Annotated in this window: 24 protein-coding genes; 11 read left to right on the plus strand and 13 right to left on the minus strand. The window is 33.7% G+C overall.

The window, feature by feature from the left end; translation table 11 throughout:
* The first annotated feature begins 283 nt into the window (after nucleotides 1-283).
* Nucleotides 284-2,554, plus strand: a complete 2,271-nt coding sequence (locus tag A4F88_RS08795) for a cation:proton antiporter (protein ID WP_068842195.1) — start codon at nucleotides 284-286, stop codon at nucleotides 2,552-2,554.
* A gap of 275 nt (nucleotides 2,555-2,829) precedes the next feature.
* Nucleotides 2,830-3,198, plus strand: coding sequence for a hypothetical protein (locus tag A4F88_RS08800; RefSeq protein ID WP_068842197.1), 369 nt, complete (start codon nucleotides 2,830-2,832; stop codon nucleotides 3,196-3,198).
* Between the two features lie 302 nt (nucleotides 3,199-3,500).
* Here the strand turns inward: A4F88_RS08800 and A4F88_RS08805 are convergent, their stop codons facing one another.
* The 3 genes from A4F88_RS08805 to pyrH all read right to left on the minus strand — a co-directional run bounded on the left by A4F88_RS08805 (nucleotide 3,501) and on the right by pyrH (nucleotide 7,556).
* Complete coding sequence (locus A4F88_RS08805; RefSeq protein ID WP_068842199.1) at nucleotides 3,501-5,996, minus strand: DUF5686 family protein; 2,496 nt, start codon at nucleotides 5,994-5,996, stop codon at nucleotides 3,501-3,503.
* A gap of 118 nt (nucleotides 5,997-6,114) precedes the next feature.
* On the minus strand, nucleotides 6,115-6,678 hold the full coding sequence (gene frr / locus A4F88_RS08810; protein ID WP_068842200.1) for a ribosome recycling factor: 564 nt from the start codon (nucleotides 6,676-6,678) through the stop codon (nucleotides 6,115-6,117).
* A gap of 170 nt (nucleotides 6,679-6,848) precedes the next feature.
* A complete protein-coding gene (gene pyrH / locus A4F88_RS08815; RefSeq protein ID WP_068842201.1) occupies nucleotides 6,849-7,556 on the minus strand; it encodes a UMP kinase in 708 nt (235 codons plus the stop codon).
* 189 nt (nucleotides 7,557-7,745) lie between these two features.
* Here pyrH and A4F88_RS08820 point away from each other — a divergent pair, with 189 nt between their 5' ends.
* On the plus strand, nucleotides 7,746-8,363 hold the full coding sequence (locus A4F88_RS08820; protein WP_068842202.1) for a thioredoxin family protein: 618 nt from the start codon (nucleotides 7,746-7,748) through the stop codon (nucleotides 8,361-8,363).
* Between the two features lie 384 nt (nucleotides 8,364-8,747).
* Here the strand turns inward: A4F88_RS08820 and A4F88_RS08825 are convergent, their stop codons facing one another.
* The 6 genes from A4F88_RS08825 to A4F88_RS08850 form a co-directional block, all read right to left on the minus strand.
* Nucleotides 8,748-9,305 (minus strand): hypothetical protein, encoded by a 558-nt coding sequence (locus tag A4F88_RS08825; RefSeq protein ID WP_245179062.1) that lies wholly within the window; start codon nucleotides 9,303-9,305, stop codon nucleotides 8,748-8,750.
* 32 nt (nucleotides 9,306-9,337) lie between these two features.
* A complete protein-coding gene (locus A4F88_RS08830; RefSeq protein ID WP_082815727.1) occupies nucleotides 9,338-10,636 on the minus strand; it encodes a DUF2268 domain-containing putative Zn-dependent protease in 1,299 nt (432 codons plus the stop codon).
* An 80-nt stretch (nucleotides 10,637-10,716) separates the two neighbouring features.
* Nucleotides 10,717-11,412, minus strand: coding sequence for a tRNA pseudouridine(55) synthase TruB (gene truB / locus A4F88_RS08835; RefSeq protein WP_068842203.1), 696 nt, complete (start codon nucleotides 11,410-11,412; stop codon nucleotides 10,717-10,719).
* Nucleotides 11,412-12,209 carry an undecaprenyl-diphosphate phosphatase gene (locus A4F88_RS08840; RefSeq protein WP_068842204.1) on the minus strand — a complete coding sequence of 266 codons (798 nt, stop codon included), beginning with the start codon at nucleotides 12,207-12,209 and terminating at the stop codon, nucleotides 11,412-11,414. The genes truB and A4F88_RS08840 overlap by 1 nt, the downstream gene beginning before the upstream one ends.
* Before the next feature lie 105 nt (nucleotides 12,210-12,314).
* Nucleotides 12,315-12,575 carry a DUF3098 domain-containing protein gene (locus tag A4F88_RS08845; RefSeq protein ID WP_068842205.1) on the minus strand — a complete coding sequence of 87 codons (261 nt, stop codon included), beginning with the start codon at nucleotides 12,573-12,575 and terminating at the stop codon, nucleotides 12,315-12,317.
* Between the two features lie 53 nt (nucleotides 12,576-12,628).
* Nucleotides 12,629-13,504, minus strand: a complete 876-nt coding sequence (locus A4F88_RS08850) for a cell division protein FtsX (protein ID WP_068842206.1) — start codon at nucleotides 13,502-13,504, stop codon at nucleotides 12,629-12,631.
* A gap of 216 nt (nucleotides 13,505-13,720) precedes the next feature.
* Here A4F88_RS08850 and leuS point away from each other — a divergent pair, with 216 nt between their 5' ends.
* From leuS to A4F88_RS08870, 4 genes are all read left to right on the plus strand, one after another.
* A complete protein-coding gene (gene leuS, locus A4F88_RS08855; protein WP_068842207.1) occupies nucleotides 13,721-16,636 on the plus strand; it encodes a leucine--tRNA ligase in 2,916 nt (971 codons plus the stop codon).
* A gap of 667 nt (nucleotides 16,637-17,303) precedes the next feature.
* Nucleotides 17,304-18,149 carry an alpha/beta fold hydrolase gene (locus A4F88_RS08860; protein ID WP_068842208.1) on the plus strand — a complete coding sequence of 282 codons (846 nt, stop codon included), beginning with the start codon at nucleotides 17,304-17,306 and terminating at the stop codon, nucleotides 18,147-18,149.
* Between the two features lie 5 nt (nucleotides 18,150-18,154).
* Nucleotides 18,155-18,628 carry an RNA polymerase sigma factor gene (locus tag A4F88_RS08865; protein WP_068842345.1) on the plus strand — a complete coding sequence of 158 codons (474 nt, stop codon included), beginning with the start codon at nucleotides 18,155-18,157 and terminating at the stop codon, nucleotides 18,626-18,628.
* Nucleotides 18,615-19,211, plus strand: coding sequence for a hypothetical protein (locus A4F88_RS08870; RefSeq protein ID WP_068842209.1), 597 nt, complete (start codon nucleotides 18,615-18,617; stop codon nucleotides 19,209-19,211). Before A4F88_RS08865 ends, A4F88_RS08870 begins: the two co-directional genes overlap by 14 nt.
* 67 nt (nucleotides 19,212-19,278) lie before the next feature.
* Here A4F88_RS08870 and A4F88_RS08875 read toward each other — a convergent pair whose 3' ends face one another.
* The gene (locus tag A4F88_RS08875; protein WP_068842210.1) at nucleotides 19,279-19,680 is read right to left on the minus strand and encodes an MmpS family transport accessory protein; all 402 of its coding nucleotides are present in this window, start codon (nucleotides 19,678-19,680) and stop codon (nucleotides 19,279-19,281) included.
* Between the two features lie 168 nt (nucleotides 19,681-19,848).
* On the opposite strand from A4F88_RS08875, the gene A4F88_RS08880 reads away from it, so the two are divergent.
* From A4F88_RS08880 to A4F88_RS08890, 3 genes are all read left to right on the plus strand, one after another.
* Nucleotides 19,849-21,861: an ATP-binding protein gene (locus A4F88_RS08880; protein ID WP_068842211.1), complete on the plus strand. Its 2,013-nt coding sequence runs from the start codon at nucleotides 19,849-19,851 to the stop codon at nucleotides 21,859-21,861.
* Nucleotides 21,854-22,489 carry a response regulator transcription factor gene (locus A4F88_RS08885; RefSeq protein ID WP_068842212.1) on the plus strand — a complete coding sequence of 212 codons (636 nt, stop codon included), beginning with the start codon at nucleotides 21,854-21,856 and terminating at the stop codon, nucleotides 22,487-22,489. Before A4F88_RS08880 ends, A4F88_RS08885 begins: the two co-directional genes overlap by 8 nt.
* Nucleotides 22,490-22,591: 102 nt before the next feature.
* Nucleotides 22,592-23,278 (plus strand): zinc metallopeptidase, encoded by a 687-nt coding sequence (locus A4F88_RS08890; protein ID WP_068842213.1) that lies wholly within the window; start codon nucleotides 22,592-22,594, stop codon nucleotides 23,276-23,278.
* Nucleotides 23,279-23,452: 174 nt separating this feature from the next.
* Here the strand turns inward: A4F88_RS08890 and A4F88_RS08895 are convergent, their stop codons facing one another.
* From A4F88_RS08895 to A4F88_RS08905, 3 genes are all read right to left on the minus strand, one after another.
* Nucleotides 23,453-23,923 (minus strand): Lrp/AsnC family transcriptional regulator, encoded by a 471-nt coding sequence (locus A4F88_RS08895; RefSeq protein WP_012022648.1) that lies wholly within the window; start codon nucleotides 23,921-23,923, stop codon nucleotides 23,453-23,455.
* Nucleotides 23,924-24,064: 141 nt separating this feature from the next.
* Nucleotides 24,065-24,814 (minus strand): uroporphyrinogen-III synthase, encoded by a 750-nt coding sequence (locus A4F88_RS08900; RefSeq protein ID WP_068842346.1) that lies wholly within the window; start codon nucleotides 24,812-24,814, stop codon nucleotides 24,065-24,067.
* Between the two features lie 14 nt (nucleotides 24,815-24,828).
* Nucleotides 24,829-25,500, minus strand: coding sequence for a DUF4271 domain-containing protein (locus tag A4F88_RS08905; protein ID WP_068842214.1), 672 nt, complete (start codon nucleotides 25,498-25,500; stop codon nucleotides 24,829-24,831).
* Between the two features lie 105 nt (nucleotides 25,501-25,605).
* Here A4F88_RS08905 and A4F88_RS08910 point away from each other — a divergent pair, with 105 nt between their 5' ends.
* Nucleotides 25,606-26,331, plus strand: a complete 726-nt coding sequence (locus A4F88_RS08910; protein ID WP_068842215.1) for a polyprenol monophosphomannose synthase — start codon at nucleotides 25,606-25,608, stop codon at nucleotides 26,329-26,331.
* Nucleotides 26,332-26,335: the final 4 nt, after the last annotated feature.

Consider the following 26,335-nt stretch of genomic DNA (forward strand, 5'->3'; position numbering starts at 1 on the left):
GTTGTTTTTAATTTTACAAATACGAAGCTGAATAAGAATTTGGCTTTGATTAAAATGACCATTGTTGATGATTCTACAAATGTCAGGCTGAGCGGAGTCGAAGCCCTTTTTACATACTAATCCTTCTAATTTTAATCAGGTCAGCAGTGGTTTATTGCTAAATAGTATAACTTATTACAAAGTTTTTCCCACTTGTTACATACATTGAAAATTAGGTTTAAAATTGCTTTTTCACTTGATTTTCAGTTCTGATATTTGCACCAATAAAATTAAAAAACGAGTTATGAATAACATTAAAAACTCCTTATTTTACGTTACTGTCATTGGTGGTTTTACCGCTCTGATATATTGGGTAATTTCAAAAGGTGCTGCACTCGAAGTGGGGCGCGGAATTGTACATAAACAAATCGAAAGCAATCATTGGAATGATTTTCTTCATTCAATGGTCGAAAACTTACAACATCCTTTGGCTATTTTATTAGCACAAATTGTTACCATTATTTTAGTTGCACGTTTGTTTGGATGGGTTTTTAGAAAAATCGGACAGCCATCAGTAATTGGAGAAATGATTGCCGGTATTGTCTTAGGACCCTCTTTGGTCGGAATGTATTTTCCGGAATTCTCAGCCGCTTTATTTCCAAAAGAATCTTTAGGAAACCTACAATTCCTAAGCCAGATTGGTTTGATTCTTTTTATGTTCGTTATTGGAATGGAGCTGGATTTAAAAGTTTTAAAAAATAAAGCACATGATGCTGTAGTTATAAGTCACGCAAGTATTGTAATCCCTTTTGCCCTGGGTCTGTCATTAGCTTATTTTATCTACCACACTTTTGCTCCGGTTGGGGTTGAGTTTGCTTCTTTTGGTTTGTTCATGGGAATTGCCATGAGTATTACTGCATTTCCGGTATTGGCGAGAATCGTGCAGGAGCGAGGCATGCAAAAAACAAAACTGGGAACCATTGCTATAACTTGTGCTGCTGCCGATGATATTACAGCATGGTGCATTTTGGCTGTTGTAATTGCAATTGTAAAAGCAGGTTCTTTTACCAGCGCTTTATATGTAATTGGACTGGCTCTTTTGTATGTAATTATCATGCTAAAAATAGTACGTCCGTTCCTGAAACGTGTTGGAGATTTAAACTCAACCCGTGAAAGTCTGAACAAACCTGTTGTGGCTATTTTCTTTTTGACACTTTTATTCTCTGCTTATGCAGCTGAATTAATAGGGATTCACGCTTTATTTGGAGCATTTTTAGCCGGAGCTATTATGCCTGAAAATAATAAATTCAGAAATATATTTATTGAAAAGGTAGAAGACGTTGCGATCATCGTTTTATTACCGTTGTTCTTTGTGTTTACAGGTTTACGTACACAAATTGGTTTGCTGAGCGATCCTGCTTTATGGAAAGTAACTGGTTTGATTATCGCAGTTGCTGTTGCCGGTAAATTTTTAGGAAGTGCGCTGGCAGCAAAATTTGTTGGACAAAGCTGGAAAGACAGTTTAGCTATTGGAGCGTTGATGAATACTCGTGGTTTAATGGAATTGGTGGTTTTGAATATTGGATATGATTTAGGCGTTTTGTCTACAGAAATCTTTACCATGATGGTTATTATGGCTTTGGTAACTACATTTATGACAGGACCGGCTTTGGACTTTATAGGTTTTATATTTAAAGATAAAATCACGGCAATCCCTCAGGAAATTGGAAATAAAAGTAAATACAAGATTCTGCTTTCATTTGCAACTCCCGAAAGAGGTAAAAAATTATTGAGAATTGCCAATAGTCTGGTGAAGAAACAAGGCGATAATTCGATTGTAACCGCTATGCATTTGTCATTGAGTACAGAGATTCACTCGTTTGATGTAAAAGATCACGAACGCAAAATGCTGGTTCCGGTGATTCAGGAATCAGAGCGCCTGAACCAAAATATGATAAGTGTTTTTAAAGTAACTAATGATATTGATACAGATATTATAGATACTGCGAATCAGGGAGAATATGATTTGTTATTGGTAGGATTAGGACAATCTATTTTTGAAGGAACTTTGCTTGGAAAAATCCTTGGATTTACTACCCGAATTGTAAATCCGGATCGTTTGATTGATAAGTTTACCGGAAAAGAAGGTTTATTTGAGAATTCGCCTTTTGATGAAAGAACACGTCATATTATCGCAAAAAGTAAAATGCCGGTTGGAATTTTTATCGATAAGGATTTGGAAGAAGTGAATCAGGTTTTTATGCCGATTTTTAGTAAAGAAGATTCTTTTCTGATCGAATATGCTAAGAAGCTAATCAATAATAATGGTTCGCAAATTACTGTTCTGGATGCCAGCGGAGAGGTGAAAAACACAAGAGATATTCAGGAAACAATTCGTTCGATTGAGCAAATTGCACCAAATCATATTATGATTATGCACGACAGAACCATTAAAAAAGAGTTTTTAGAAAACCAAAACCTAATGGTGATTAGTTTGGACAGCTGGAAGAAATTAATAGAATCTCAAAGTACATGGCTGAACAATACACCTTCGGTATTGATTTTGAAACCATAATTTTGAAACTTTAAATATTAAAAATCCCGAACCTAATTTTATAATTGGGTTTGGGATTTTTTTTGCTTAAAATCCAAGAATCCGGATAGCTCATACAAGGTTATTACAGCACTTTTTAGTTGTTTATATTTCTTATAAGAATAATTATGGATTAACAATTTGTTATATAAAGGAGGATTTTAAAATGTTAATACTGTTAAATCGAAACATCTACATATAACTTTTTTAATGTTTTTTGTTATATTTATTTTAGAAAAATAATAAATTAGTTTAAAATGAAAAAAGTGCAAATAATTATTTTAGTATTATCGTTGTTTTTTGTTTCATGTTCAACTGATAGTGCTAATGATGGTTTTTTTGAAAATCCGGACTGGATACAAGGTACCTGGGAGAAAAAAGACACAGGAGAAATCCTAACTTTTACTAAAGGAGATATAATATATAATAATTCATACTCTTTTACCGAACAGACAATGAGACTTGGTTTTACCAGTATACAAATCGTTGAAAAGACCTCTGGTACCTATGTCGTTGAATACTATCATCAAAAAGGCATATTGCCAGTAAGATATTCTTTTAAAAAGAAATCAGGCAGGGAGATAGAATTGAAAGGTGCTTTGTCTGGAAACTATATAAAACAATAGTTTTAAGTTTTTCGAAAGTAAAAAAGAATATTAAAAATCCCAGACTTCAATTTTACGATTGGGTTTGGGATTTTTTGCTTTTATATCTGTCGGGCTGAGCAAAGTCGAAGCCCTATCGATTATTGATGTATTTTTTTATGAAAACTAAATCCTAGCCCTGATAGAAGCGGTATCTTTTTTCTTGCTTCTTTAGCAAGGAAAAGATACAAGCGGATAGCAGGAAACAGCTCCTAATCCTTCGACTTCGTTCAGAGTGACAAACTATATATGTAATTGGAATTTTAAAATTGTTGGAATTTAATTTATAATCCCAAATCCAGCACATAAGAAATCTTAACTGCTATATTGTCTTCGAATTTCAATAACTGATTTGGTCCGTAGCGATAGAATCCTCCAAGACCAAAACCTTTGTAAATTTTGTTTAATTCAATTCCCGATTCAAAGAAACCTTTGTCTAATGTTTTGTACTCCGGTCCAACATGTTGTTCGGGATTTTCCATATGTCCCCACGCCATTCTGGTTACTAATACTAACGACGGACGTACTTTTTTGAGTATTCTGATTCGGTCAAAACCGTGTTTAAGCTGAAAAAATATGTACTGGCTGGAGAAAAACTCATTAAAATACATGGTTTCAAAACTGTTTCGGCCCGCAAAAGTAATACGTTGTACTACTGTTTCTTTGGTTAAGTTGTTTGGCATGGTGTTGTACAAATGTGTAAGCGGAACGTCGCCAATGGCATAACCTCCCTGCAATAATGCACTTGTTTTTTGACCGTTTAAGTATTTCTTTTCGTACTCTGTTTTAAAATCGATCTTGCCAAAAGTAAAATCATTGTCTAAAACGTTTGGCAGTGATTGGGTGTATTGAAAAGTAAAACGGGGAAACCTTTTATCAGATTCGTTTCTTCCGGTTGGAGTTTGCATAAAATCGCTAAACGGCGCCCAGACAATCGAAACCATTGCTGTAGTCATGATATAACTCGAATACAGTTTTCCGTTGTAATTAAAAAGATAATCAAATTCGGGCTGAACTGCAGTTCGGGCCAGTTCGAGAATAGCTTCTGTTTTTGGGATAATTTTTGTCTGTACATTGGCTTTCCAGCTGGTATACTGGTAAAAAGTGCTAATGTTGATAGGACGCGGATCGTAAATTTTGAAAACGCGTTTGTCTACTGCAAAAACAGTACTGGCAATCTCCCGAACATCATCTGTATAATATCCGTTTATCCAGGTATTTGTGCTTTTATCCAGTAAAACGCCGCTTCCGATGCTGTATTTAATCTCGCCATCTTTTGTTCCGTAAGCTGAATATCCTTCGATTCTGAAATTTTTAGAAAAACGATCGTTGGTAATACCACCCAGGCCTAGACGGAAACCTTCGTAATTATTATAACTTATGATCTTTTTTAAGTCAAGATCTATTGGTCCGATTGGGATATAACCATTGATGATTTTTCGTCCGAAACCCAGACGGTTTTCAATTTTTTTGTTGATCGAAATACTATCAATCAGCTGGTATGTTCTCTGTCCTTTTAAGTCTAAGCTTTCTTTACGGTATTTATTCCAGAACTCTTCAGGTTTTTTGCTGGCATCATCCTGAATCTCCATGTAGAGTGCCGGATTTTTTATAGCAGGATTTGTGTTGTAATGAATATCGAAGTTATTACTTTCTGAAAGTAAATAAGTAAAGTCTGAAGCTGATTTTTTTCTGGGTTCAAAGTTGTCTTCGACATCTCCGTCAAACTGAATTGTCCCGCCTAAAATCTTGATATCATCGTCGTTTTTTCCTTTTACGATTTTAAAAGTGGTATTGCTCTGAAACCAGACTTTTTCGCTGGGTACATATTCAAACTCATGGATTCCGCTAATGTCCAGAACGCCTTTTATACGCATGACTGCTTTGGCTATGGCAAAGTTTTCCTGATCAATATATAAAACACCTTCTAATCCTGATGATTTTCTTTTTTGTTTGTTTTTAAAGTAAATCATATAAGTATCGCGACCTTTTATGTTTACCGTATCGAGGATTTTATAATTGTAATGGGCTGGTGCGCTGTTCGAAATTGGATTTTCATATTTAGTCTCAAACAGCTCATATTTATTATCGTAAATCGAAATCGACTGCAAGTTGAATGCAATAACTTCGTAAATAGGGTTCTTAAAGCCTGAGATCTTAGTTCCCAGAATGGTTTCTTTAAGCTTGTGGTTCCCAAATTGATATTGGGATACTTTCTCGGTTTGAAACAAATGCTGTTTGCTGATTATTTCTTTGAATTTATAATCAGAAGAGTCAATGTTGATTCGTTTTTTACTTAAATCTTTATAAGATGCCGTAGAATCAATTCTGCCGTCGATAGAATCCGGATTGGCGGTTACGATTAGTTTATTGTAACTTTTGAATTCGAAGCTGCTTAGCTTTTTTTGCGGATCGTTTTTGTCCCTGTTGGCAATTACTTTTCGGATAATCGTTAAAGCCGGATTTTCATTGGAAATAATAACTTCTTTTAAGTCATCCGTTTTTTGGGCAAGTGAAACCGGATAGAACTTTTTGTTTTCTAAGATGGCAACAACTTTGGTTTGAAAACCAATATAGGAAACGGAGAAACTGTTTGCTTTTGCCGAAGGTTTAAAGATAAATTTTCCATCAACATCTGTAATGGTATTGATGTTGTCTGAAGTGGTTATCGTAGCAAATGGTAGAGGTTTATTGTTGGAATCGGTTACGATTCCGTTTATTTGAAATTGCGCCTGAATACTAAGCGTAAAAAACAAAGTCAATAAACAAAATAGCTTCATACAGAATATTATAGTTTCAAAACGAAAAGAATGTAATTTTGGTATGCAAAAATAAGAATAAAAAAATCCGTCTGGTACAATTTAACCAAACGGATTCTTTATTTTGTTTCAAATACGATTAAACCTTCATGATTTCGGCTTCTTTTGCAGCCAATAATTCATCAATTTTTTTGATATAGGTATTTGTCAGATTTTGAACTTCTTCTTCAGCAGATTTACAAATGTCTTCAGAAGTTCCTTCTTTTTCTAATTTTTTAATGTCGCTATTTGCGTCTTTACGCACGTTACGTACTCCAATTTTAGCATCTTCTGCCTCAGATTTAGCTTGTTTAGCCAAATCTTTACGGCGCTCTTCTGTTAAAGGCGGAACGCTAATAATGATAACATCACCATTGTTCATTGGGTTAAAACCAATGTTGGCAATCATAATTGCTTTTTCGATGGTTTGTAACATGTTTTTCTCGAAAGGCTGCAATGTAATTGTTCTTGCATCCGGAACACTAATTTTAGACACCTGCGAAAGTGGTGTTGAGGCTCCGTAGTAATCTACAAAAACGCTTCCAAGCATTGCCGGAGAAGCTTTTCCTGCACGAATGTTAAGAAATTCTTTCTCTAAATGGGCAATCGAACCATTCATAGATTCTTCAGTACTTTCTAATATAAAATCGATTTCTTCAGTCATTTTTTTAGATTTTTTAGATTTTTAGATGATTTGATTTTTAGCTTTTCTAAAAATGGCAGCATCTAATTATACTAACTAATATGTTTTTTGTTTTTTTATTATCACATTAAAAGGATTGTCTAAAATTTAATAAAATCTAACGATCTAAAATTCCAACAATCTAAAGTAGTCTAAATATTAACTACAGTTCCTATGTTTTCGCCTTCACAGATTTTTAATAAATTTCCAATTTTGTTCATATCAAAAACAACAATTGGTAATTTGTTTTCCTGGCTTAATGTAAAAGCTGTTGTATCCATTACATTTAATCCTTTTTTAAGAACATCATCAAACGAGATCATATCGAATTTTATTGCTGATGCATTTTTTTCAGGATCAGAATCATAAACACCATCAACGCGGGTTCCTTTTAAGATCACATCTGCATTGATTTCGATTCCTCTTAAAACAGCTGCAGTATCAGTAGTAAAATATGGATTACCTGTTCCGGCACCAAAAATTACAATTCTTCCTTTTTCAAGGTGACGGTCTGCTCTTCTTTTAATATAAGGTTCTGCAATAGATTCCATTTTTAACGCCGTCTGCAAACGCGTTTTCATTCCTTTGTCTTCAAGTGCGCCTTGTAAAGCCATACCATTAATTACGGTAGCAAGCATTCCCATATAATCGCCTTGTACTCTATCCATTCCGGCACTTGCTCCTGCAACGCCTCTAAAAATATTTCCTCCTCCAATAACAATAGCAATTTCTACTCCTTTACTGTGAATTTGCTTAATTTCTTCAGCATATTCGGCTAATCTTTTAGGGTCGATTCCGTATTGTAAATCACCCATTAATGCCTCGCCGCTAAGTTTTAGAAGAATTCTTTTATATTTCATGTGTGTGTTGCGTTAATTTGTGCAAATATAGACATATTCTGATTTTTAAAAATAATGTTTGCAAAAAATTAATAGCGCGTTGAATTTTAATTTATAAAGGATTTTATGATTTTTTCAAACGAATGTGACAAAAGTCATTCAGGGATCTTTTTAAAATCCGTAATTTTATGCTAAGCAAAATAAATACTTATGAAAAGCACTGTAGCCAAAGCATTATTCAATAGCCATTCTTATGCTGAATATCGAAAATTAGTAACGGATTTATTGTACGAAGGAAAGTCAACAGGGAACGAGCAATCTGAAAGCCTTACCAATTACTCTAAATTAAATGAAGCCAGAATGAACCGATTGGAAAAAACAATTGTGATTTCTGAAGATGTTATTTCAAAACTACAAAGTTTAGAGCAACATTATATCTGGTTAGTAATTTCTGAAGGCTGGTGCGGAGATGCTGCGCAAATTCTTCCAATTTTAAATAAAATGGCACTTGCATCTGATAAAAAGATTGATTTGAGAATTGTGCTTCGAGATGAAAATGAAGAACTAATGAATCAATACTTAACCAATGGCGGAAGAGCAATCCCTAAAGTTATTGTAATTTGTAAAGAAGCCGGAATTGTTCGTGCAGACTGGGGGCCAAGACCCAAAGGAGCGGCCGAATTAATGGCAAATCATAAAAGGGAGTTTGGTGTAATTGATGAAAAAATAAAAACCGATTTACAATTATGGTATTTGGCAGATAAAGGACTTTCTGTACAGAAAGAACTGGTCGAAATCATGGAAAACATTAAGTACAATCGATTGTAATTAGGCTTTGTTTTTGTAGTAAATGTCTGAAGCTGTTTGTTTGTAAGGTGTTGATAGTAAATAGTGTAGTGTTTTAAAAAACGCACAAAAATATTTTTATATAAAGATTTTTTTGTATCTTGCTATAGCTATCCCACTTCTATTATATACTTTTTGATTTACTCTTTTTACTGGTGTCTATTTAATGTTTAACACTAAAAAACACAGTTATGAAAAAGTTATTCGAAAGGTTTTACGATTTTTTCTCAACATTTTTGTTTGGAGGGAAAAATGTTCCTCATTACTAATTAAAAAACAAACAAGTATGGAGTAACATTACTTTTAGAAGTAGGCACATTACAACTTATATATGTAATGTGCTTCTTTGCTTTTAAATGGTAATGATTAGTCTTTTTGTTTGTAATAAAAGAAATCCATTAAAGTTATTCCAATAGAAATAGCTCCAACAGTTTTGTTATGATGAAGCGGGAAATCATATTCGCTAATTTCTGCAAAAAGAGTAAAATCATCAGAACCAATTCCCAGTTTTATTTTTTTGTATTCTCCGTTTAAGTTACCACGGCCTATTGCAAAACCTTTTCCGTAACCGGCCTGAAGCATAATTCTGGTTTCAGGACCTACTTTAGGGTTTAATCCAAGATTTAGAAAAACAGGTACTGCAATAAGTTTATCATCCCATTTCCAGTCGATTCCACTGTGAATTCCCAGAGTAAGCCATTTATTATAATGAACGCCATATCCAACTTTTGTTCCCAGTCCGTTTGGTACAAAAAAAGCATTAGACGATGATGATTCGCCATTAATTGGAGGATTATCTCTGTCTGGATTACCGGTTATAGACGCTGCAATATCAAATTGCAAATAAGTGATTTTTTTTGCCTGACCAGAAATAGTCAAGTTTACAAGGAATGCTAAAGTAAATAGAGTTAGTTTTCTTTTCATATTGATCTGTCAAAACTTTAAGGCGTAAAATGTTATTTTGTGGTTTTAAATTCGATCAGATAAGGTTTTAATCTCGTTCCGTTTTGTTTTCTGAAACTGTTAGTGATCAGAAACTGATATTTTTGATCAGGGTTTAAATCAACTTTAAAAGTACAGGATTTATAATCAGAAGACCAGATTCTTTCCGGACTTATCTTTGGGCAAAATTTTTCGCCAAGCGGACCAAAATCAATGCCTGTACTACGACCATTTAAGGGTTCTGAAAATGTAATGGTAATTTCTGTTAGCCCTGGTTTTACTTTTTGACTTCCGTTTTTAAAACCGGATATCGCTATGACAGTTGGTTGTTGTTTTTCGTAATCCTGATGTATTTCTTTTAAGCTTTTGGGAAATAGTTTTGTAGCATCAACAATTTGCCCGATTTCTTTTTCATTATGATAATCAAGTTCGATAAGTTTTTTTATGGCTTTTGCCTTGTCTTTGGATGAATTGTAATACCGTTCGCAGATTTCATAGCCAATATAATAACCAAGATCCCTTATTTTTAAACTGTTTTTGTTTTCTCCCCATAGCCAGTTATAATTATTACTGATACTATATAAGTCTGAGATGAACTGGCTGATTATTTTTTGCTGGTTGTTTTTTCCGAATTGTATTGCGGGACTGCTTGAATTTTTACCGGTTACTTTACACGAAATAAATTCGGCAACACCTTCGTATAAACACATAGACAATAAATTTTCTACCAGCTCTTTCTGCTGTGTATGCACATATTCGTGAGTGCACAGCAAAGCGATGTTTTTCTTCGGCTCATATTCTTTATAAAAAGGCTGTCTCCATTCAGGCAGTTCGTCAATAATGGTTGTTTCGTCTGCGAGACTTAGTTCGCTTCCAATCAGGATTCGGTCATTTTGAATCGTACCGTTGGTTCTGAAAGCACCAACAGAAAAGTAAATAACCGAAGGTTTTAAATCAGGATAAGCTTCTTTGAGTTTATTAATATCAGCTTCAATTTCCGGATAAACTTCTTTGGCGTTTAAAGTATTTGAGCGGATGGAATTCCAGAATTTAGGGCATTTATTTATAGCATCGATAAAATTTTTAGAGGTATAATTTCGAACCTCAATTAAACTCTTTAAACCTGGAGTTGCTTTATCGATGTAGAGCTCTTTTAAAAAGCCGTATTGTTTTGCAGAGTCTTTTTCGGTAATAATTTTGTCGTAGGCATTCCAAAAATGATCAATATCAGTCGAAATAATTTTTTGATTATCGGTTTGACTATAAGATGATATCGTAAAAATCAAAAATGATATCAAAAAGATGTTTTTCATATTTCTGTTTTAAAGCGTGCGCCTAAAGTACAAAAAAATGAATAGCATAGATTTGTTAAAATAATCCGGAAAAAGATATTTTATTTTAATGGTAAGCTTTCTTCAAATAAAGTAATGTCGATGGCGTTTTTTACATCGTAGTCACCAATTTTAGTTCGGCGTAAAACCGTTAAATGCGAACCTGAATTCATGGCTTTCCCAAAATCAAAAGCTAACGACCTAATATAAGTCCCTTTGCTGCAAACGACTCTAAAATCGATTTCAGGAAGTGCAATGCGGGTAATTTCAAATTCATGAATTGTTGTTTTTCGGCTGGCAATTTCTACCGTTTCTCCGGCACGTGCATGTTCATATAAACGAACACCATCTTTTTTAATAGCCGAAAAAATAGGCGGTTTTTGATCGATTTCGCCCAGAAATTGTTTTACCGTTTCGTGAATTAAAGCTTCATCAATATGGGAGGTTGGAAAAGTCTCGTCAATTTCTGTTTCTAAATCATAAGATGGAGTAGTGGCTCCAATATAAAAAGTTCCCGTATATTCTTTTGCCTGTCCCTGAAGTTCAGAGATTTTTTTGGTGAATTTTCCTGTGCAAATCAATAATAATCCTGTAGCCAAAGGATCTAAAGTTCCGGCATGACCAATCTTGAACTTTTTAGGAAGTCCAACTTTATTGATTAAAAGGTATTTTAATTTATTGACAGCTTGAAACGAACTCCATTTTAAAGGTTTGTCAATCAGTAAAACCTGTCCGTCTAAATATTCTTCAGGTGTCATTATATAATGGTAAGCGGGTGAATGAAAAAGTGAATCACTAATAAAATGATTCCGGCAATAATTCGGTAATAACCAAAAACTTTAAAACCATTTTTAGTCAAAAATCCAATGAAGGTTTTAATTGCCAAAAGCGCTACGATAAACGCAACTACGTTCCCAATAACTAATAAATTAATCTGATCGTGAGATAATTCGAATCCGGCTTTATAATAATCGTAACATTTTTTTGCTGTTGCGCCCAACATGGTTGGAACGGCTAAAAAGAATGAGAATTCTGCAGCAGTAGTTCTGCTTAATTTTTGAGACATTCCGCCCACAATACTTGCGCCACTTCGTGAAACTCCCGGAATCATGGCAAGACATTGAAATAATCCAATTTTAAACGCTTGCAGATAAGAGATTTCCTGAGAGGTTTCGGCAGAATTTGGTTTGTTGAACCAGTCGTCAACCTTTAGTAAAATCAATCCGCCAATTAAAAGAGAAACCGCAACCGTAACCGGATTTTCTAATAAACCATCAATAAAATCACTTAATAATAATCCTAAAACTACAGCCGGAATAAACGCAACTAAAAGTTTAAAGTAAAAATCGAAGGTCTGAAAGAAACGTTTAAAATATAAAACTACTACAGAAAGTATAGCACCAAGCTGAATTACGATGGTAAAAAGTTTAGTAAAATCTTCGTGAGCAATTCCAAAAAAAGAAGAGGCAATAATCATGTGACCAGTTGAAGAAATAGGCAGAAATTCAGTAATTCCTTCAATAATGGCAAGAACGATAGCTTGTAATGTATTCATTTAATTTAGATTGTTAGATTATTAGACTTCTCAGATGTCAGATTTTTTAAAGCGATTAATCTAATAATCTAAAGATCTAAGTTGTCTAAGCAGTCTAAAGAAAGTCTATTTAGATTTTTTGAAAATAGAATAAATTGTAATTCCAAAACCAATTAAAACAGTTGTTGGAGCTAAACGAATACGTCTAAAGCTAAAAACATCTTCATTAAAAACATTCGGATTATCGCTTCCACCGCCAGACATTAAAATAAATCCCAGTGCGATAACACCAATTCCAATCAATAGAATTTTGTAATTAATACCATCAAAAAGAAATTCCTGTTTTTGTGGTTGTATTTGCTGTTCTTTAATATTGTTGTTTTTCATCTTTGTTTTTTTTGTTACCTGAGTAAAGTCGAAGGTATAATTTGAATCTAAAATTAATAAAGATCGTCAGTTCTTAAATTAAGGAAACGTTGTGTAGCAAAGTGTGTACTTACCCAGGTAATTAAAACACCTAACCCGAAAACAGCTAATAAAACCAAACCAATTAAGGCTTTGTCTTCTAAGATTCCTAATGTTGGGAAATTGGTTTCTACATAAAATAAAAGACCAATCAGGGCAACAATTGCCAATCCTGCACCTAACATTCCCAGTTTTACGCTTCGCATAACAAAAGGTTTACGGATAAACGATTTTGTTGCACCCACCATTTGCATGGTTTTAATGATAAAACGATTAGAGTGTATAGATAAACGTAATGAACTGTTGATTAGTAAAACCGCAATTATAGCAAGGAAACCGCTAATAATCAAAATCCACATACTAACTTTTTTGATATTGTCGTTTACCAGATTAACCAATTGTTTGTCGTAAACAATATCTTCGATCATGGTGTTTTGACGTAAACGGCTTTCGATTTTGGTGATGCTGTCTCTTTCCACATAATCTGCTTTTAAGTGAATATCGTAAGAGTTCAATAATGGATTTTCTCCCAAAAAGGTCAGGAAATCTTCACCAATAATATCAGTATGTTCTTTTGCTGCTTTTTCTTTAGAAACATAAGCATAAGATCTTGCGAAAGGAGCTCTTTTCAATTCAGTGTTAAATGCTTTTATCACACTATCATTAGCTTCATTTTTAAAGAAAACCGTCATGGCAATTTTTTCTTTAAAATCATTAGCCAGTTTTTTAGAATTGATAATGAATAATCCCAGCACTCCTAAAAGGAATAATACCAGAAAAACACTTAATACAACCGAAAAATAAGAGGAAATTAACCTGCGCTTTTGAAATTTATCAAAGTTAGAACTCATAGTTTGCTTAAATTATGTGGTAAAAATAATAAAGAATTTCTTTATTTGAAGTTAATAACGACCAAACTTTTAACTTTCGTACAATAAATGTAAATTTGCGCCTTAATTTGTTAAGTGATAAATCTTAGAACCTTTGTCACTTTACCACTTTGAATCTTAAAAAACGAACTGAGTAAGCGAAAGCATGACTCTTTAAAAAAATAAATAAAACAGGGAATGAAATACAATCCGATTGAAATAGACGCTAAATGGCAAAAATATTGGGCAGAAAACCAAACTTTTGCAGCAAGTAACAATTCTGAAAAACCTAAACATTATGTTTTAGATATGTTTCCTTATCCATCTGGAGCAGGATTACACGTAGGACATCCGCTGGGTTACATTGCTTCAGATGTTTATTCCCGTTTTAAAAGACATCAGGGTTTTAATGTTTTGCACCCAATGGGTTACGACAGTTTCGGATTGCCGGCAGAACAATATGCGATTCAGACTGGACAACGTCCGGAAGATACAACACGCGTAAACATTGATGGTGGAGTTGATAAAGAGGGAAAACAAATTGCAGGTTACAGAAAACAATTAGATAAAATTGGTTTTTCATTTGACTGGAGCCGCGAAGTGCGAACTTCAAATCCTGATTACTACAAACACACACAATGGATTTTTATTCAGTTGTTCAACTCGTGGTATTGCAAAAAACAAGGAAAAGCTTTTGAAATTACAGATCTTGTAAAAGTATTTGAAGAAGAAGGGAATAAATTGGTCGAAGCAGTTTGTGATGATAATGTTGCGATTTTTACTGCTGATGAATGGAATTCTTATTCTGATGAGCAAAAAGAAAAAATCTTGTTGCAATACAGAATGACATATTTGGCTGAAACCGAGGTAAATTGGTGTCCTGGTTTAGGAACTGTCTTGGCAAATGACGAGATTGTAAACGGAGTTTCAGAACGTGGAGGCTTTCCTGTTATAAGAAAAAAAATGACACAATGGAGTATGCGAATTTCTGCTTATGCCGAACGCTTGCTTCAGGGGCTAAATAATATTGATTGGAGTGAGTCTATTAAAGAATCTCAAAGAAACTGGATCGGGAAATCAGTTGGGGCTTTAGTTAAGTTTCAGGTTTCAGGTTCCACGTCTCAAGTTGATGCGCAAAGTGATGAAACTTTAAACGTGAAACCTGAAACAAATTTTATCGAAGTATTTACAACAAGACCTGATACAATTTTCGGAGTTACTTTTATGACTTTGGCACCAGAACATGATTTGGTCGCTAAAATTACAACTCCGGAGCAAAAAGCCGCAGTTGAAGCGTATATAGAAAAAACAGCAAAACGTTCTGAGCGTGAGCGTATGGCCGATGTAAAAACCATTTCGGGAGTGTTTACAGGAGCTTATGCAGAACATCCTTTTACAAAAGAACCAATCCCGGTTTGGATTGGGGATTATGTTTTGGCTGGTTACGGAACGGGTGCTGTAATGGCGGTTCCTTGCGGAGACGAAAGAGATTATGCTTTTGCTAATTTCTTTAAAGGTCAGAACGGAATGCCGGAAATCAAAAATATCTTCGCTAATGTTGATATTTCTGAAGCAGCATACGGATCAAAAGACAATGTAGAAATCGCTAATTCTGATTTCTTAAACGGATTAAACTATAAAGAGGCAACTCAAAAAGCAATTGCAGAATTAGAAGTTATTGGACAGGGAACCGGAAAAACAAATTACCGTTTGCGTGATGCTGTTTTCTCCCGTCAGCGTTATTGGGGAGAACCATTCCCGGTTTATTATGTAAACGGATTGCCTAAAATGATCGATGCACAGCATTTGCCAATCATTTTGCCGGAAGTAGAGAAATACTTACCAACCGAAGATGGTTTGCCTCCGTTAGGAAATGCAGCTGTTTGGGCTTGGGATACAAAAAATAATACAGTTGTTAATACAGATTTAGTAGATCATGTAACGATTTTTCCATTAGAATTGAATACAATGCCAGGTTGGGCTGGAAGTTCATGGTACTGGATGCGTTATATGGATGCACACAATGAAAATGAATTTGCAAGTAAAGAGGCATTGGCTTACTGGGAAAATGTAGATTTATATATTGGAGGAAGCGAACATGCAACCGGACACTTATTGTATTCTCGTTTCTGGAATAAATTCTTAAAAGATAAAGGTCTAGCGCCAACCGAAGAGCCATTCAAAAAACTGATCAATCAGGGAATGATTTTAGGAACAACGGCTTATGTTTATAGATTAGACGGAACCAATACGTTTGTATCTAAAAATAAAATTGAAGGCCAAAATGTACAGCCAATTCGTGTTGATGTTCATTTTGTAAACTCTTCGGATGAATTAGATATCGAAAGATTTAAAAACTGGAGAGAGGATTTTAAAACTGCAGAATTTATTTTTGATGAAAACGGAAAATACATTGTAGGTCGTGAAGTCGAAAAAATGTCGAAATCATATTATAATGTAGTAACTCCGGATGATATTTGTAATGAATATGGAGCAGATACATTACGTTTGTACGAAATGTTTTTAGGGCCGTTAGAGCAGGCAAAACCCTGGAATACAGCCGGAATTTCTGGTGTATTTGGTTTCTTGAAAAAATTATGGAGATTGTATTTTGATGATAATGGTTTAATCGTAAACAACGACGAACCAACAAAAGACAACTTAAAATCATTACACAAAACCATCAAAAAAGTAGCAGAAGATATCGAGAATTTCTCTTTCAATACTTCGGTTTCTCAGTTTATGATTTGCGTAAATGAATTGTCTTCTCAAAACTGTCATTCAAGAGCGATCTTAGAACCGTTAGCGATTTTGGTTTCGCCTTATGCACCGCATATTGCAGAAGAATTATGGTCACAGTTAGGGCATACAACTTCAATTTCTGAAGTGGCTTTTCCGGCTTTTGATGCAAAACATTTAGTTGAAACTAATAAAGAATATCCGGTTTCTTTTAACGGAAAAATGCGTTTTACTATTGAATTGCCTTTGGATTTAACCGCGGCACAAATCGAAGAAATCGTAATGAAAGACGAAAGAACCCAGAAACAATTGGACGGAAGAACTCCAAATAAAGTAATTATCGTTCCGGGTAAAATTATCAACCTTGTAGGTTAGGTAATTTTTAAATTTCAATATTTTAAATTCCAAATTCCAAATTCCAATTTTACGATTGGGGTTTGGGATTTTTTTTGTTCTGGTTTTTTCTGCCACGAATTCACGAATTATTTTTGACAATCTATGAGAATAAAAATTCGTGAATTCGTGGAAGAAAATCTAACCGTAATCTTTTAAGCTTAATTTTTTTCATTTTGTAATCCCTTGCCAACATTGGGGTTTGGATTTTTTTTTGTTTTGGTTTTTTCCGCCACGAATTCACGAATTATTTTTGACAATCTATGAGAATAAAAATTCGTGAATTCGTGGCAGAAAATCTAACCGTAATTTTTTAAGCTTAATTTTTTTTCATTTTGTAATCCCTTGCCAACATTCGGGTTTGGGATTTTTTTTTGTTTTGGTTTTTTTCGTCACGAATTCACGAATTATTTTTGACAATCTATGAGAATAAAAATTCGTGAATTCGTGGCGGAAAATCTAACCGTAATTTTTTAAGCTTAATTTTTTTTCATTTTGTAATCCCTTGCCAACATTGGGTTTTTAAATTTTTTTATCCAATTTTTATTTTTTGTTGTAACATTTTAAAAGTTCACGTATCCAAAGGACGGATCCGATTATTTAACAACTTATAACTAATAAAATTTTAACAACTTAAAAAATAGTAAAAATGAAAAAGTATATCATCTTAATTATCGCATTCTTATTCTCAGCATTATGTTTAAATGTTTTTGCACAAACAAAATCATATCCTTTTGAAGTTCTTAAAACAGGAAAAGGAAAACAATCTATTATTTTTATTCCCGGATTTGCTTCTTCAGGTGATGTATGGAATGAAACCAAAGTTAATTTCGAAAAAGATTTTACCTGTTATACACTTACCATGGCAGGATTTGCAGGAGCAAAACCACAACCAAATGCTACATTTAAAAATTGGGAAAACGAAATTGCCAATTATATCAAAGCAAATAAAATAGAAAAGCCAATTGTAATTGGTCATAGTATGGGAGGCGGACTGGCTCTTGCCATTGCGGCAGATTATCCGGAACTAATTAGTAAAATAGTAGTAGTAGACGCATTGCCATGTTTAAATGCTTTGATGGATCCTTCTTTTAAATCAAAAGAAAATAACGATTGCACTTCAATGGTGAATCAAATGACAACCATGTCTGATACTCAGTTTTACGATATGCAGAAAAAAACAATGCCAAGACTTCTTGACGATGCTTCAAAACTGGACATGGTAGTGGGTTGGAGTGTAAAATCAGACCGAAAAACTTTTGCCGAAATGTATTGTGATTTTTCAAATACAGATTTGAGAGATAAAATTTCGACTATAAAATGTCCTTCATTAATATTACTGGAGTCATATTTTGTAAATTTAAAACCTGCTATTGAAAGTCAGTATAAAAATCTGAAAACAGCCAATTTTCAATATGCCAACAAAGGTTTACACTTTATTATGTATGATGATGCAGCTTGGTATTTAACTCAGTTGAACAATTTTATAAAATAATATTAATGGAATTTGAAAATATCTATAAAACGTATTGGGACAGAATTTTCAGGCTTTGCATGGGTTTTGTAAACGATTATGATGTTGCACAGGACCTTGCCCAGGAAACGTTTATTATTGTTTGGCAAAAATTAGACACTTTTAGAAACGAATCAGGAATTGGAACCTGGATTTTTAGAATTGCTTCTAATAATTGCTTAAGGCAGATAGAAAAAGAAAAGCGTTTCCAGAAATCAGATTTGCCGGTTCATCTTACCGAAGAAAAACAAACATCACTAGAACCGCAAATTCAATTTTTATACAAATGTATTGCAGAGTTGCCGGAAACAGAACGTATTATTATTTCGTTAGAACTCGAAGATGTAAAGCAGGCAGAAATTGCTAAAATTGTCGGACTTTCTGAAGCCAATGTTAGAGTGAAAATTCACAGAATTAAAGAGAAACTGACACAAAAATTTAAAGAAAATGGACAACGATAACAATATAGATTTTAAAGATTTGTGGAAAAAGCAAACCATAAATCAACCTAATATAGAGGATTTACTCAACAGGTTAAAACAATTTAAAAAAGCAAGTTTACGAAGTTTGTGGAGTACGAATATCATGCTTTTTGCGACAACTGCTTTTATCATTTTTGTGTGGATATATTATCAGCCGGAATTTATTTCGACAAAAGTTGGAATTGTTTTAGCGATTTTAGCCATGGTAATGTATGTTGGAGTTTATAACAGATTGCTGCAAACCTATAAAAACATCGATTCGACACAAACCAATCAGGAGTATTTACAAAAGCTGATCCTGATTCGAAAAAAACAACAATTTATGCAGTCAGTTGTTTTGAGTTTGTACTTTACTTTACTTGGAGTTGGTATTTGTTTGTATATGTATGAATATGCGATTAGAATGACTGCTTTATGGGCAACTGTAACCTATGGAATAACGTTGCTTTGGATGGCTTTTAACTGGTTTTATATTCGCCCAAAACAAATCAAAAAACAACAAACAAAAATTAATAGCCTGATTGAAAAATTTGAAGAAATCAATAATCAGTTTGATGTATAAAGAAAAGCTTCGTAAGATTACGAAGCTTTTTCTTTTCCAAAAATCCAAAATATAAATTCTCTAAAGTTTATAGTGGAAAAACATAAGGTGTAAGAGGTAATACAATTATTCCGTCGCTGGTTGCTGTTGCTGTTAGCTCGTTTTCTAATTTTCCTCCAACATAAATTTTTCCGGTTAATTTTTGTCCTGCAACCCCGCCATGACCACTTACGCTTAATGAGGCTCCCGGAGATTTTGCCTCAGCAGTAAATTCTTTGGTCCATGGAAGTTTGGTGATATCTTCGTTTAATGCATTTCCGCCTTTTTCAAAATAAACAACAGACATTGTTCCTGTGTAGTTTCCGGTTACTTCGTATTTTACTTCTCGTGATCCGTTTCCTGAGACTTTATCTTCACTGTCGCTGCTGCAGGATACTGCTGTAAAAGCAAGAGTCAGTACAATTGCCAGAGTTTTAAAAATTGATTTCATAATAAGGTTCTTTAATAATTAATATTCGTTGTATAACAAAATTAAGGGCTTATTTAAGAGAGGTCAATACCTGATAAAAGGCATTTTAGATTACCTGATTTCAGGTAAAAGCAGGAAGATTTTTTTTAAACATTTTTAAATTTTCTAAATTTGAAGAAATACCCATTTATGAAGAAAAACTACTTTTATATCCTATTTCTGTTTTTATCTGCCGTTACACATTCCCAGGTAATTCTCTCGTTAGACGATGATTCAGTTTATATTGACAGCATTGCAACAGTAACAAGAAATACAAAATCAGATAGTTTAAAATGTTTGTATAGCTTTAGATTGTCAAAATTATATTTGATGGTGCAGGATGTTCAAAAATCAAAAGAATATCTGGCAGAGGCAAACAAGCTCAAAAACAAGTTTCCTTTTTTAAACGATGCTTCAATTTTTTATAACTCCTATAGCTTTTTAGAAAAAGGTGATGTTGCTGGTTTCGAAAAAACATTGCTTGAAGCTAATGAAAAGCTAAAAAAATATCCCAATACCGAAGCTTATCGGCTCCGCGCCATAATCTTGCAGAACTATGGTATCATGCAGCAGCGAAAGAACAATGAAAAAAGCTATATGAAGCTGCTGGTTAACGAAGCGATTCCTATTGCAAAACGAAGTCGCGATTACGAACTTATAAGCGCGCTCTATAAAGCAGTAGCGATTATTTTCATGAACACCAGCGAACGTGAAAAAGCCAGCGAATACCTGAGTGAAGCACAAAAATATGTCGAAAGAGCCATTAAAAAATCGCCCACACTTGCCGAGTCAAAAATGGAAACCTACATCATTAATGCTGAAAACCTGGTGGAGTTAAAACATTTTTATGATGCTAAAAAGGTGTTGGATAAAGCATTTTCTACTTTAAAAGATTTTCCGGATTCGAATTTGAACGATTCCTATTTTTATTCAGAAGGAATATATTATGCCAAGCAAAATAAAAATTCAGAAGCCCTGGTGAGTTATGAAAAAGGAATTAAGTCTGCCCAAAAGCATCAAAACTTTATAGCCTTAAACCGATTAAAGTTTGCAGAATATGAAGTGCTTTTTAAATTGAAAAACTATCAAAAAGCCAAAAGCAATTTAGATTATCTTTTAGCTAATACACCATTTATTGTAGATAAAAAGAATTACTACAATGAAATGGCCAAAGTATATAATGCAACTAAAGATTATGATAAAGCCTATTTCTATTCCAACAAATACAATGTCATAAATGATAGTTTGAACCACACAAAATTTCAAACCGAAATAGTAGAGCTTGAAGCGAAATATAAAAAGGCCGAAAGCGAGAAGAAAATCACTTTACTGCAATCACAAAATGATAAAGCAGCTTTAATGGTGTATGACAATCGGTTGAATTCTCTGCTTTTTGCAGGTCTGTCTTTTATTTTGTTTCTGATTGTTTTGTTTCTGTGGATTTTTAGTAAAAATCAGAAAAAGCTAAGTATTCAGAAAGAAATCAACTTAAAGCAGGAACTGTCGGCTTTTGAAGATCGTCATAAACTTTCCGTTTCCAAAGCCTTAATTCAGGGTGAAGAAATGGAACGAAAACGAATTGCAAGAGATCTGCATGATGGTTTAGGAAGTATGCTTTCCGGAGTGAAAATTCATTTGAACCTTGCCAAAAAAGAAAATGCAGATGTGGTAAGCAGTGTGGATACTTTGTTGGATAATTCGATCAAAGAACTTAGAAATATATCCCAAAACCTAATGCCCGAAAGTTTGCTGGAATTAAGCTTAGAACATGCTTTAAGGGATTTATGCGCGGCAAATTCAAATGCTGTCACCGAAGTTGAATTTCAGTACTTAATAAAAAAATCAAAACTGCCGAAGAATTACGAAATCATGATTTATAGAATTATTCAGGAGTTATTGAATAATGCTTTAAAATATGCCAAAGCAAAACAGGTTTTAGTATCATGTTCTCAAAATAAAGATGTGTTTTTTATTACAGTCGAAGATGATGGAGTAGGGTTTGATGTTTCGGATTCAAAAAATAAAAAAAGCATGGGATTGAAAAACATTAAAAACCGTGTAGAATTTCTGAACGGAAAAATAGAAATCGACAGCAAAATAAATCAGGGAACATCTGTATATATCGAATTAAATGTAATCAACGAAAATCAGGATAATGAGTAAAAAATATAAAATGGTCGTGGTCGATGATCATCCTATTGTAATTTCGGGAATTTCAGGATTGCTTTCGGATTTAGAAAATGTAGAGATTGTAGAGAAAATGCAATCCGGAGTTACACTTCTTGATTATATCAAAAACAATCAGGTAGATTTGATTCTGATGGATATTTTTTTGCCCGTCATAACCGGAATAGATTTGTGTAAAGCTATTAAGCAAAAATATCCACAAGTTATAATTATTGGCATGAGCAGTCAGTCTGAAAGAAGTCTGGTGATGCAGTTTATTCAAAATGGAGGAAATGGTTATATCCTGAAAAGTGCCTCTTTTGAAGAGTTTAAAAACTGTATCAATAAAGCTATAGAAGGTGAAATTGTATTTAGTGATGAAGTAAAAACAATAGTAAGCCAGCCAGTGTCTGAAGATTTGGATACTATTCCGAGTTTGAGCCGCAGAGAAAAAGATATTGCACTTTTGCTCTCCAAAGGAAAACAGACACAGGAAATAGCCGATGAACTTTTTCTGAGTTTTTTAACTGTTCAGACCCATCACCGCAATATTCTACAGAAATATAAAACTAAAAATGTGGCTGAATTAATCACGCTTTTGCTGAAAAACAACTTATTAGATTAAGAAAAAATGACTGTAAAAGTGTCAAAATGGCATTTTTTTACTTTGGTTCAGAAATTGTTGTTTGTTTTGTAAGTTTAAAAATCAATCAAAAAAAGTAAAATCATGGGAAGTGGATATTTAATCATTGCCGGAGCTATAATGCTATTTAGCTGGCTGGTAAGTTCAAAACTAAAAAGTAAATTCGAATTATATTCTAAACTGCAATTACAAAACGGAATGAGCGGTAGAGAAATCGCCGAAAAAATGCTGGCCGATAACGGTATCAGGGATGTTCGTGTTATTTCGACTCCTGGTCAGTTAACAGATCATTACAATCCGTCTGATAAAACCGTTAATTTAAGTGAAGCAGTTTACAACCATCGTAATGCGGCTGCGGCTGCAGTGGCGGCTCACGAATGTGGTCATGCTGTACAGCACGCTATAGGTTATGAATGGCTTACAATGCGTTCTGCATTAGTGCCTATTGTAAGCGTAGCTTCAAATTATGTACAATGGATTTTGATTGCAGGAATCTTAATGATTCGTACGTTTCCACAATTGCTATTAGTGGGGATAGTCATTTTTGCGGCAACAACTTTATTTTCGATCATAACCTTACCAGTAGAATATGATGCGAGCAACAGAGCATTAGCATGGCTGGAAAATAAACATATGCTAACTCAGCAAGAACAGGCAGGAGCAAAAGATGCACTTAAATGGGCTGCGAGAACCTATGTTGTAGCAGCAATAGGATCGATTGCAACGTTGCTGTACTATATCTCGATTTATTCCGGAAACAGGAGGAACTAATTTTTTAATTTGATAATTGAGATAATTAGTCAATTAGATAATTTATAGCAAACCCTTCAGGTTTTTTTAAAACCTGAAGGGTTTTGTTTTTTTGTATATCTGGGCTTCAGTCCAGTTTAGAATAATAAGTTTTTGAAATTATCTAATTGTCAAATTGCCGCATTATCTTATTATCTAAAGCTGAATTTGTCTGTCTATTTGCTGATCCAGTGAGATAAATGTTTCTGTTCTTGAAACACCTTCAATCGCCTGGATTTTGGTATTTAAAAGTTGCATCAGATGTTCGTTGTCACGACAGATGATTTTAATCAAAACCGACCAGTTTCCGGTAGTATAATGACATTCTAAAACTTCGGGGATTTTTCTTAATTCTTTTACCGCTTCAGAGTTTCTGGATGCTTTATCGAGATAAACGCCAATAAATGCCATGGTGTTGTAGCCTAAAACTTTAGGGTTTACGGTGAATTTAGAACCTGAAATCACACCGGATTGTTCCAGTTTTTTTAAGCGTTGATGAATGGCAGCTCCAGAAATGCCTATTTTGTTTGCAATTTGTAAAATAGGTTTTCGGGCATCATCCATAAGATACCGAAGGATTTCTTTGTCGATACCGTCAATTTCAATTAGTAGGGAGTTGATTTTCATTTGAGTTGTAATTTGAAACTAATTCTGGTTGTTTGGGTTTTAGTTAGAAATCAAATGTACTCAAAATGATTTAAAAAGAAAAATTCCAAATTCCAATGTAAAATTGGAGTTTGGAATTTTTAATATTTCTATTTCAGGAAATTATTTTCCTTTGTTTGCTTCTGCAATATATTTCTCTAAAGCCATTGTCATCGAAGGTGTCTCAGGAGTTGGAGCAAGAATATCAATTCTCAATCCGTGATCAAGAGCTTCCTTTTGAGTTGTACTTCCAAAAACAGCAATTCTGGTATTGTTTTGCTGAAAGTCAGGGAAGTTTTTAAACAATGATTTAATTCCGGTTGGACTAAAAAATGCCAAAACATCATAATAAACGTCAGCAAGATCAGATAAGTCACTCATTACAGTTCTGTAAAAAATAGCTTGTGCCCAATCTACTTTCAGGCTGTTTAATGTTACAGGAGCATCAGCATTTAACTGATCAGATGCAGGTAACAGGAATTTTTCGTCTTTGTATTTTTTGATCAGTGGAGATAAGTCTGCAAAATCTTTTGCTCCCACATAAATTTTACGCTTTCTGTACACTACATATTTTTGCAGGTAAAAAGCAACTGCTTCAGATTGACAAAAATATTTCAATCCTTCAGGAACTTTATAACGCATTTCATCAGCTACTCTAAAAAAATGATCTACCGCATTACGGCTTGTCAAAATTATTGCAGTATAATGATTAAGATCGATTTTTTGTAATCGGATCTCTTTTGCATTAACCCCTTCCACATGAATAAATGGTCTGAAATCAATTTTTATTTTGTGTTTTTGTTGGAGCTCAAAGTAAGGAGAATTTTCCACTTTAGGTTCAGGCTGTGACACCAAAATTGTTTTCACTTTCATATTATAAACATTTACTAAGCCACCTCTTTTGTAATCCAATAATACATGAAATAATAAGGGGCTATTTCAAGAGCGCAAAGATATAAAATAAAATAAAATAACTTACTGATTATTGCATTTTGATACGTTTTTATTGAAATAAAATACGAGTAGAGGCTAATACACAGGGAAATAGCTATGATTGCCAACGGTATAATTTTCGGAATATTGTCATAATAAAACAAAACAGCATTGATAGGAAGGATTAAAACGCCAATATATGTTCTGTAGGTAACTTTTTGTAGGTTAAAAAGGTCTGCAAATTCATCAATATTAAATGAGGTTGCTACAATTTTTTCGATTAAAAATTTCCCCAGAATAAAATACAGTAAAAACGTAGCAATCTGAATAAATAAAACCCAGTCTGTTTTAGAATAGGAGTTATCAAAAATATTCATGGCAAGCTGTATGAAAAAAGCATACGAAACGATTTGTACAAAAAACAAACCAACCGTAAAACTACTTTTTAAATGGTTGTTGTCGCGGTAAATTTTCGCGTATTTATCTGAAAAAATAAGCTTGCTAAATTCGCTAAATCTGGTTTCGTAAGCTGATTTTGTCATAGCGACAACAGCAAAGGTCAACACAAATAAAAGCGTTGCCCAGTCTTTGTTTTCCAGAATTCGGGGTTGAAGGTGTTCAATCATAACGATACAAAATTAGTAATTTTTTGTTTCAATACTTTTATTATAAATTTATTATGAATCAAATGCTATAAAAAGTTTACTTTTGCGGTGAAATTACTCAGAAAAATGAATGATTGTATAGTCATAATCCCCACTTATAACGAAATAGAGAACATTGAAAGTATAGTTAGAGCCGTACTTTCTCAACACAAACCTTTTCATCTTTTAATTATTGATGATAATTCTCCTGATCATACTGCCAATAAGGTAATTGCTTTGCAGGAAGAATTTCCGGACAGGCTGTTTTTAGAAAAAAGAGCCAAAAAAGCCGGATTGGGAACAGCCTATGTTCACGGTTTTAAATGGGCTTTAGAGCGCAAATACAATTACATTTTTGAAATGGATGCCGACTTTTCACATAACCCCAACGATCTTGAAAAATTGTTTGATGCTTGTCATTTTGGCGGAGCTGATCTCGCTGTAGGATCTCGTTATGTAACAGGTGTAAATGTGGTAAACTGGCCTTTAAGCAGAGTTTTGATGTCTTATTTCGCCTCGGTTTATGTAAAGTTTATTACCGGAATGAAAATTCATGATGCCACAGCAGGTTTTGTGTGTTATAAAAGAGAAGTTCTTGAAAAAATTAACCTGAACAAAATTAAATTTGTGGGTTATGCTTTTCAAATCGAGATGAAATACAGAACATATTGCGCTAAATTTGAAATTACTGAGGTTCCTATTATTTTTACAGACAGAACTAAAGGCGTTTCTAAAATGAGTAATGCTATTATCAAAGAAGCAATACTGGGTGTAATTTCACTTCGATTAAAAAAATTAGTCAATACATTATAAATAA

The organism is Flavobacterium chilense, assembly GCF_001602525.1.
In the GTDB taxonomy this organism is placed as follows: domain Bacteria; phylum Bacteroidota; class Bacteroidia; order Flavobacteriales; family Flavobacteriaceae; genus Flavobacterium; species Flavobacterium chilense.

What these genes read in the sequence shown, in the direction of transcription:
- A4F88_RS08895 (WP_012022648.1), bottom strand. Translation starts at nt 23,923, where the DNA reads ATGAAAATCAACTCCCTACTAATTGAAATTGACGGTATCGACAAAGAA.
- A4F88_RS08800 (WP_068842197.1), top strand. Translation starts at nt 2,830, where the DNA reads ATGAAAAAAGTGCAAATAATTATTTTAGTATTATCGTTGTTTTTTGTT.
- A4F88_RS08805 (WP_068842199.1), bottom strand. Translation starts at nt 5,996, where the DNA reads ATGAAGCTATTTTGTTTATTGACTTTGTTTTTTACGCTTAGTATTCAG.
- A4F88_RS08875 (WP_068842210.1), bottom strand. Translation starts at nt 19,680, where the DNA reads ATGAAATCAATTTTTAAAACTCTGGCAATTGTACTGACTCTTGCTTTT.
- A4F88_RS08900 (WP_068842346.1), bottom strand. Translation starts at nt 24,814, where the DNA reads ATGAAAGTGAAAACAATTTTGGTGTCACAGCCTGAACCTAAAGTGGAA.
- leuS (WP_068842207.1), top strand. Translation starts at nt 13,721, where the DNA reads ATGAAATACAATCCGATTGAAATAGACGCTAAATGGCAAAAATATTGG.
- A4F88_RS08825 (WP_245179062.1), bottom strand. Translation starts at nt 9,305, where the DNA reads ATGAAAAGAAAACTAACTCTATTTACTTTAGCATTCCTTGTAAACTTG.
- A4F88_RS08820 (WP_068842202.1), top strand. Translation starts at nt 7,746, where the DNA reads ATGAAAAGCACTGTAGCCAAAGCATTATTCAATAGCCATTCTTATGCT.
- A4F88_RS08890 (WP_068842213.1), top strand. Translation starts at nt 22,592, where the DNA reads ATGGGAAGTGGATATTTAATCATTGCCGGAGCTATAATGCTATTTAGC.
- A4F88_RS08880 (WP_068842211.1), top strand. Translation starts at nt 19,849, where the DNA reads ATGAAGAAAAACTACTTTTATATCCTATTTCTGTTTTTATCTGCCGTT.
- A4F88_RS08860 (WP_068842208.1), top strand. Translation starts at nt 17,304, where the DNA reads ATGAAAAAGTATATCATCTTAATTATCGCATTCTTATTCTCAGCATTA.
- A4F88_RS08850 (WP_068842206.1), bottom strand. Translation starts at nt 13,504, where the DNA reads ATGAGTTCTAACTTTGATAAATTTCAAAAGCGCAGGTTAATTTCCTCT.
- pyrH (WP_068842201.1), bottom strand. Translation starts at nt 7,556, where the DNA reads ATGAAATATAAAAGAATTCTTCTAAAACTTAGCGGCGAGGCATTAATG.
- A4F88_RS08870 (WP_068842209.1), top strand. Translation starts at nt 18,615, where the DNA reads ATGGACAACGATAACAATATAGATTTTAAAGATTTGTGGAAAAAGCAA.
- A4F88_RS08885 (WP_068842212.1), top strand. Translation starts at nt 21,854, where the DNA reads ATGAGTAAAAAATATAAAATGGTCGTGGTCGATGATCATCCTATTGTA.
- truB (WP_068842203.1), bottom strand. Translation starts at nt 11,412, where the DNA reads ATGACACCTGAAGAATATTTAGACGGACAGGTTTTACTGATTGACAAA.
- A4F88_RS08865 (WP_068842345.1), top strand. Translation starts at nt 18,155, where the DNA reads ATGGAATTTGAAAATATCTATAAAACGTATTGGGACAGAATTTTCAGG.
- A4F88_RS08845 (WP_068842205.1), bottom strand. Translation starts at nt 12,575, where the DNA reads ATGAAAAACAACAATATTAAAGAACAGCAAATACAACCACAAAAACAG.
- A4F88_RS08830 (WP_082815727.1), bottom strand. Translation starts at nt 10,636, where the DNA reads ATGAAAAACATCTTTTTGATATCATTTTTGATTTTTACGATATCATCT.
- A4F88_RS08905 (WP_068842214.1), bottom strand. Translation starts at nt 25,500, where the DNA reads ATGATTGAACACCTTCAACCCCGAATTCTGGAAAACAAAGACTGGGCA.
- A4F88_RS08795 (WP_068842195.1), top strand. Translation starts at nt 284, where the DNA reads ATGAATAACATTAAAAACTCCTTATTTTACGTTACTGTCATTGGTGGT.
- frr (WP_068842200.1), bottom strand. Translation starts at nt 6,678, where the DNA reads ATGACTGAAGAAATCGATTTTATATTAGAAAGTACTGAAGAATCTATG.
- A4F88_RS08910 (WP_068842215.1), top strand. Translation starts at nt 25,606, where the DNA reads ATGAATGATTGTATAGTCATAATCCCCACTTATAACGAAATAGAGAAC.
- A4F88_RS08840 (WP_068842204.1), bottom strand. Translation starts at nt 12,209, where the DNA reads ATGAATACATTACAAGCTATCGTTCTTGCCATTATTGAAGGAATTACT.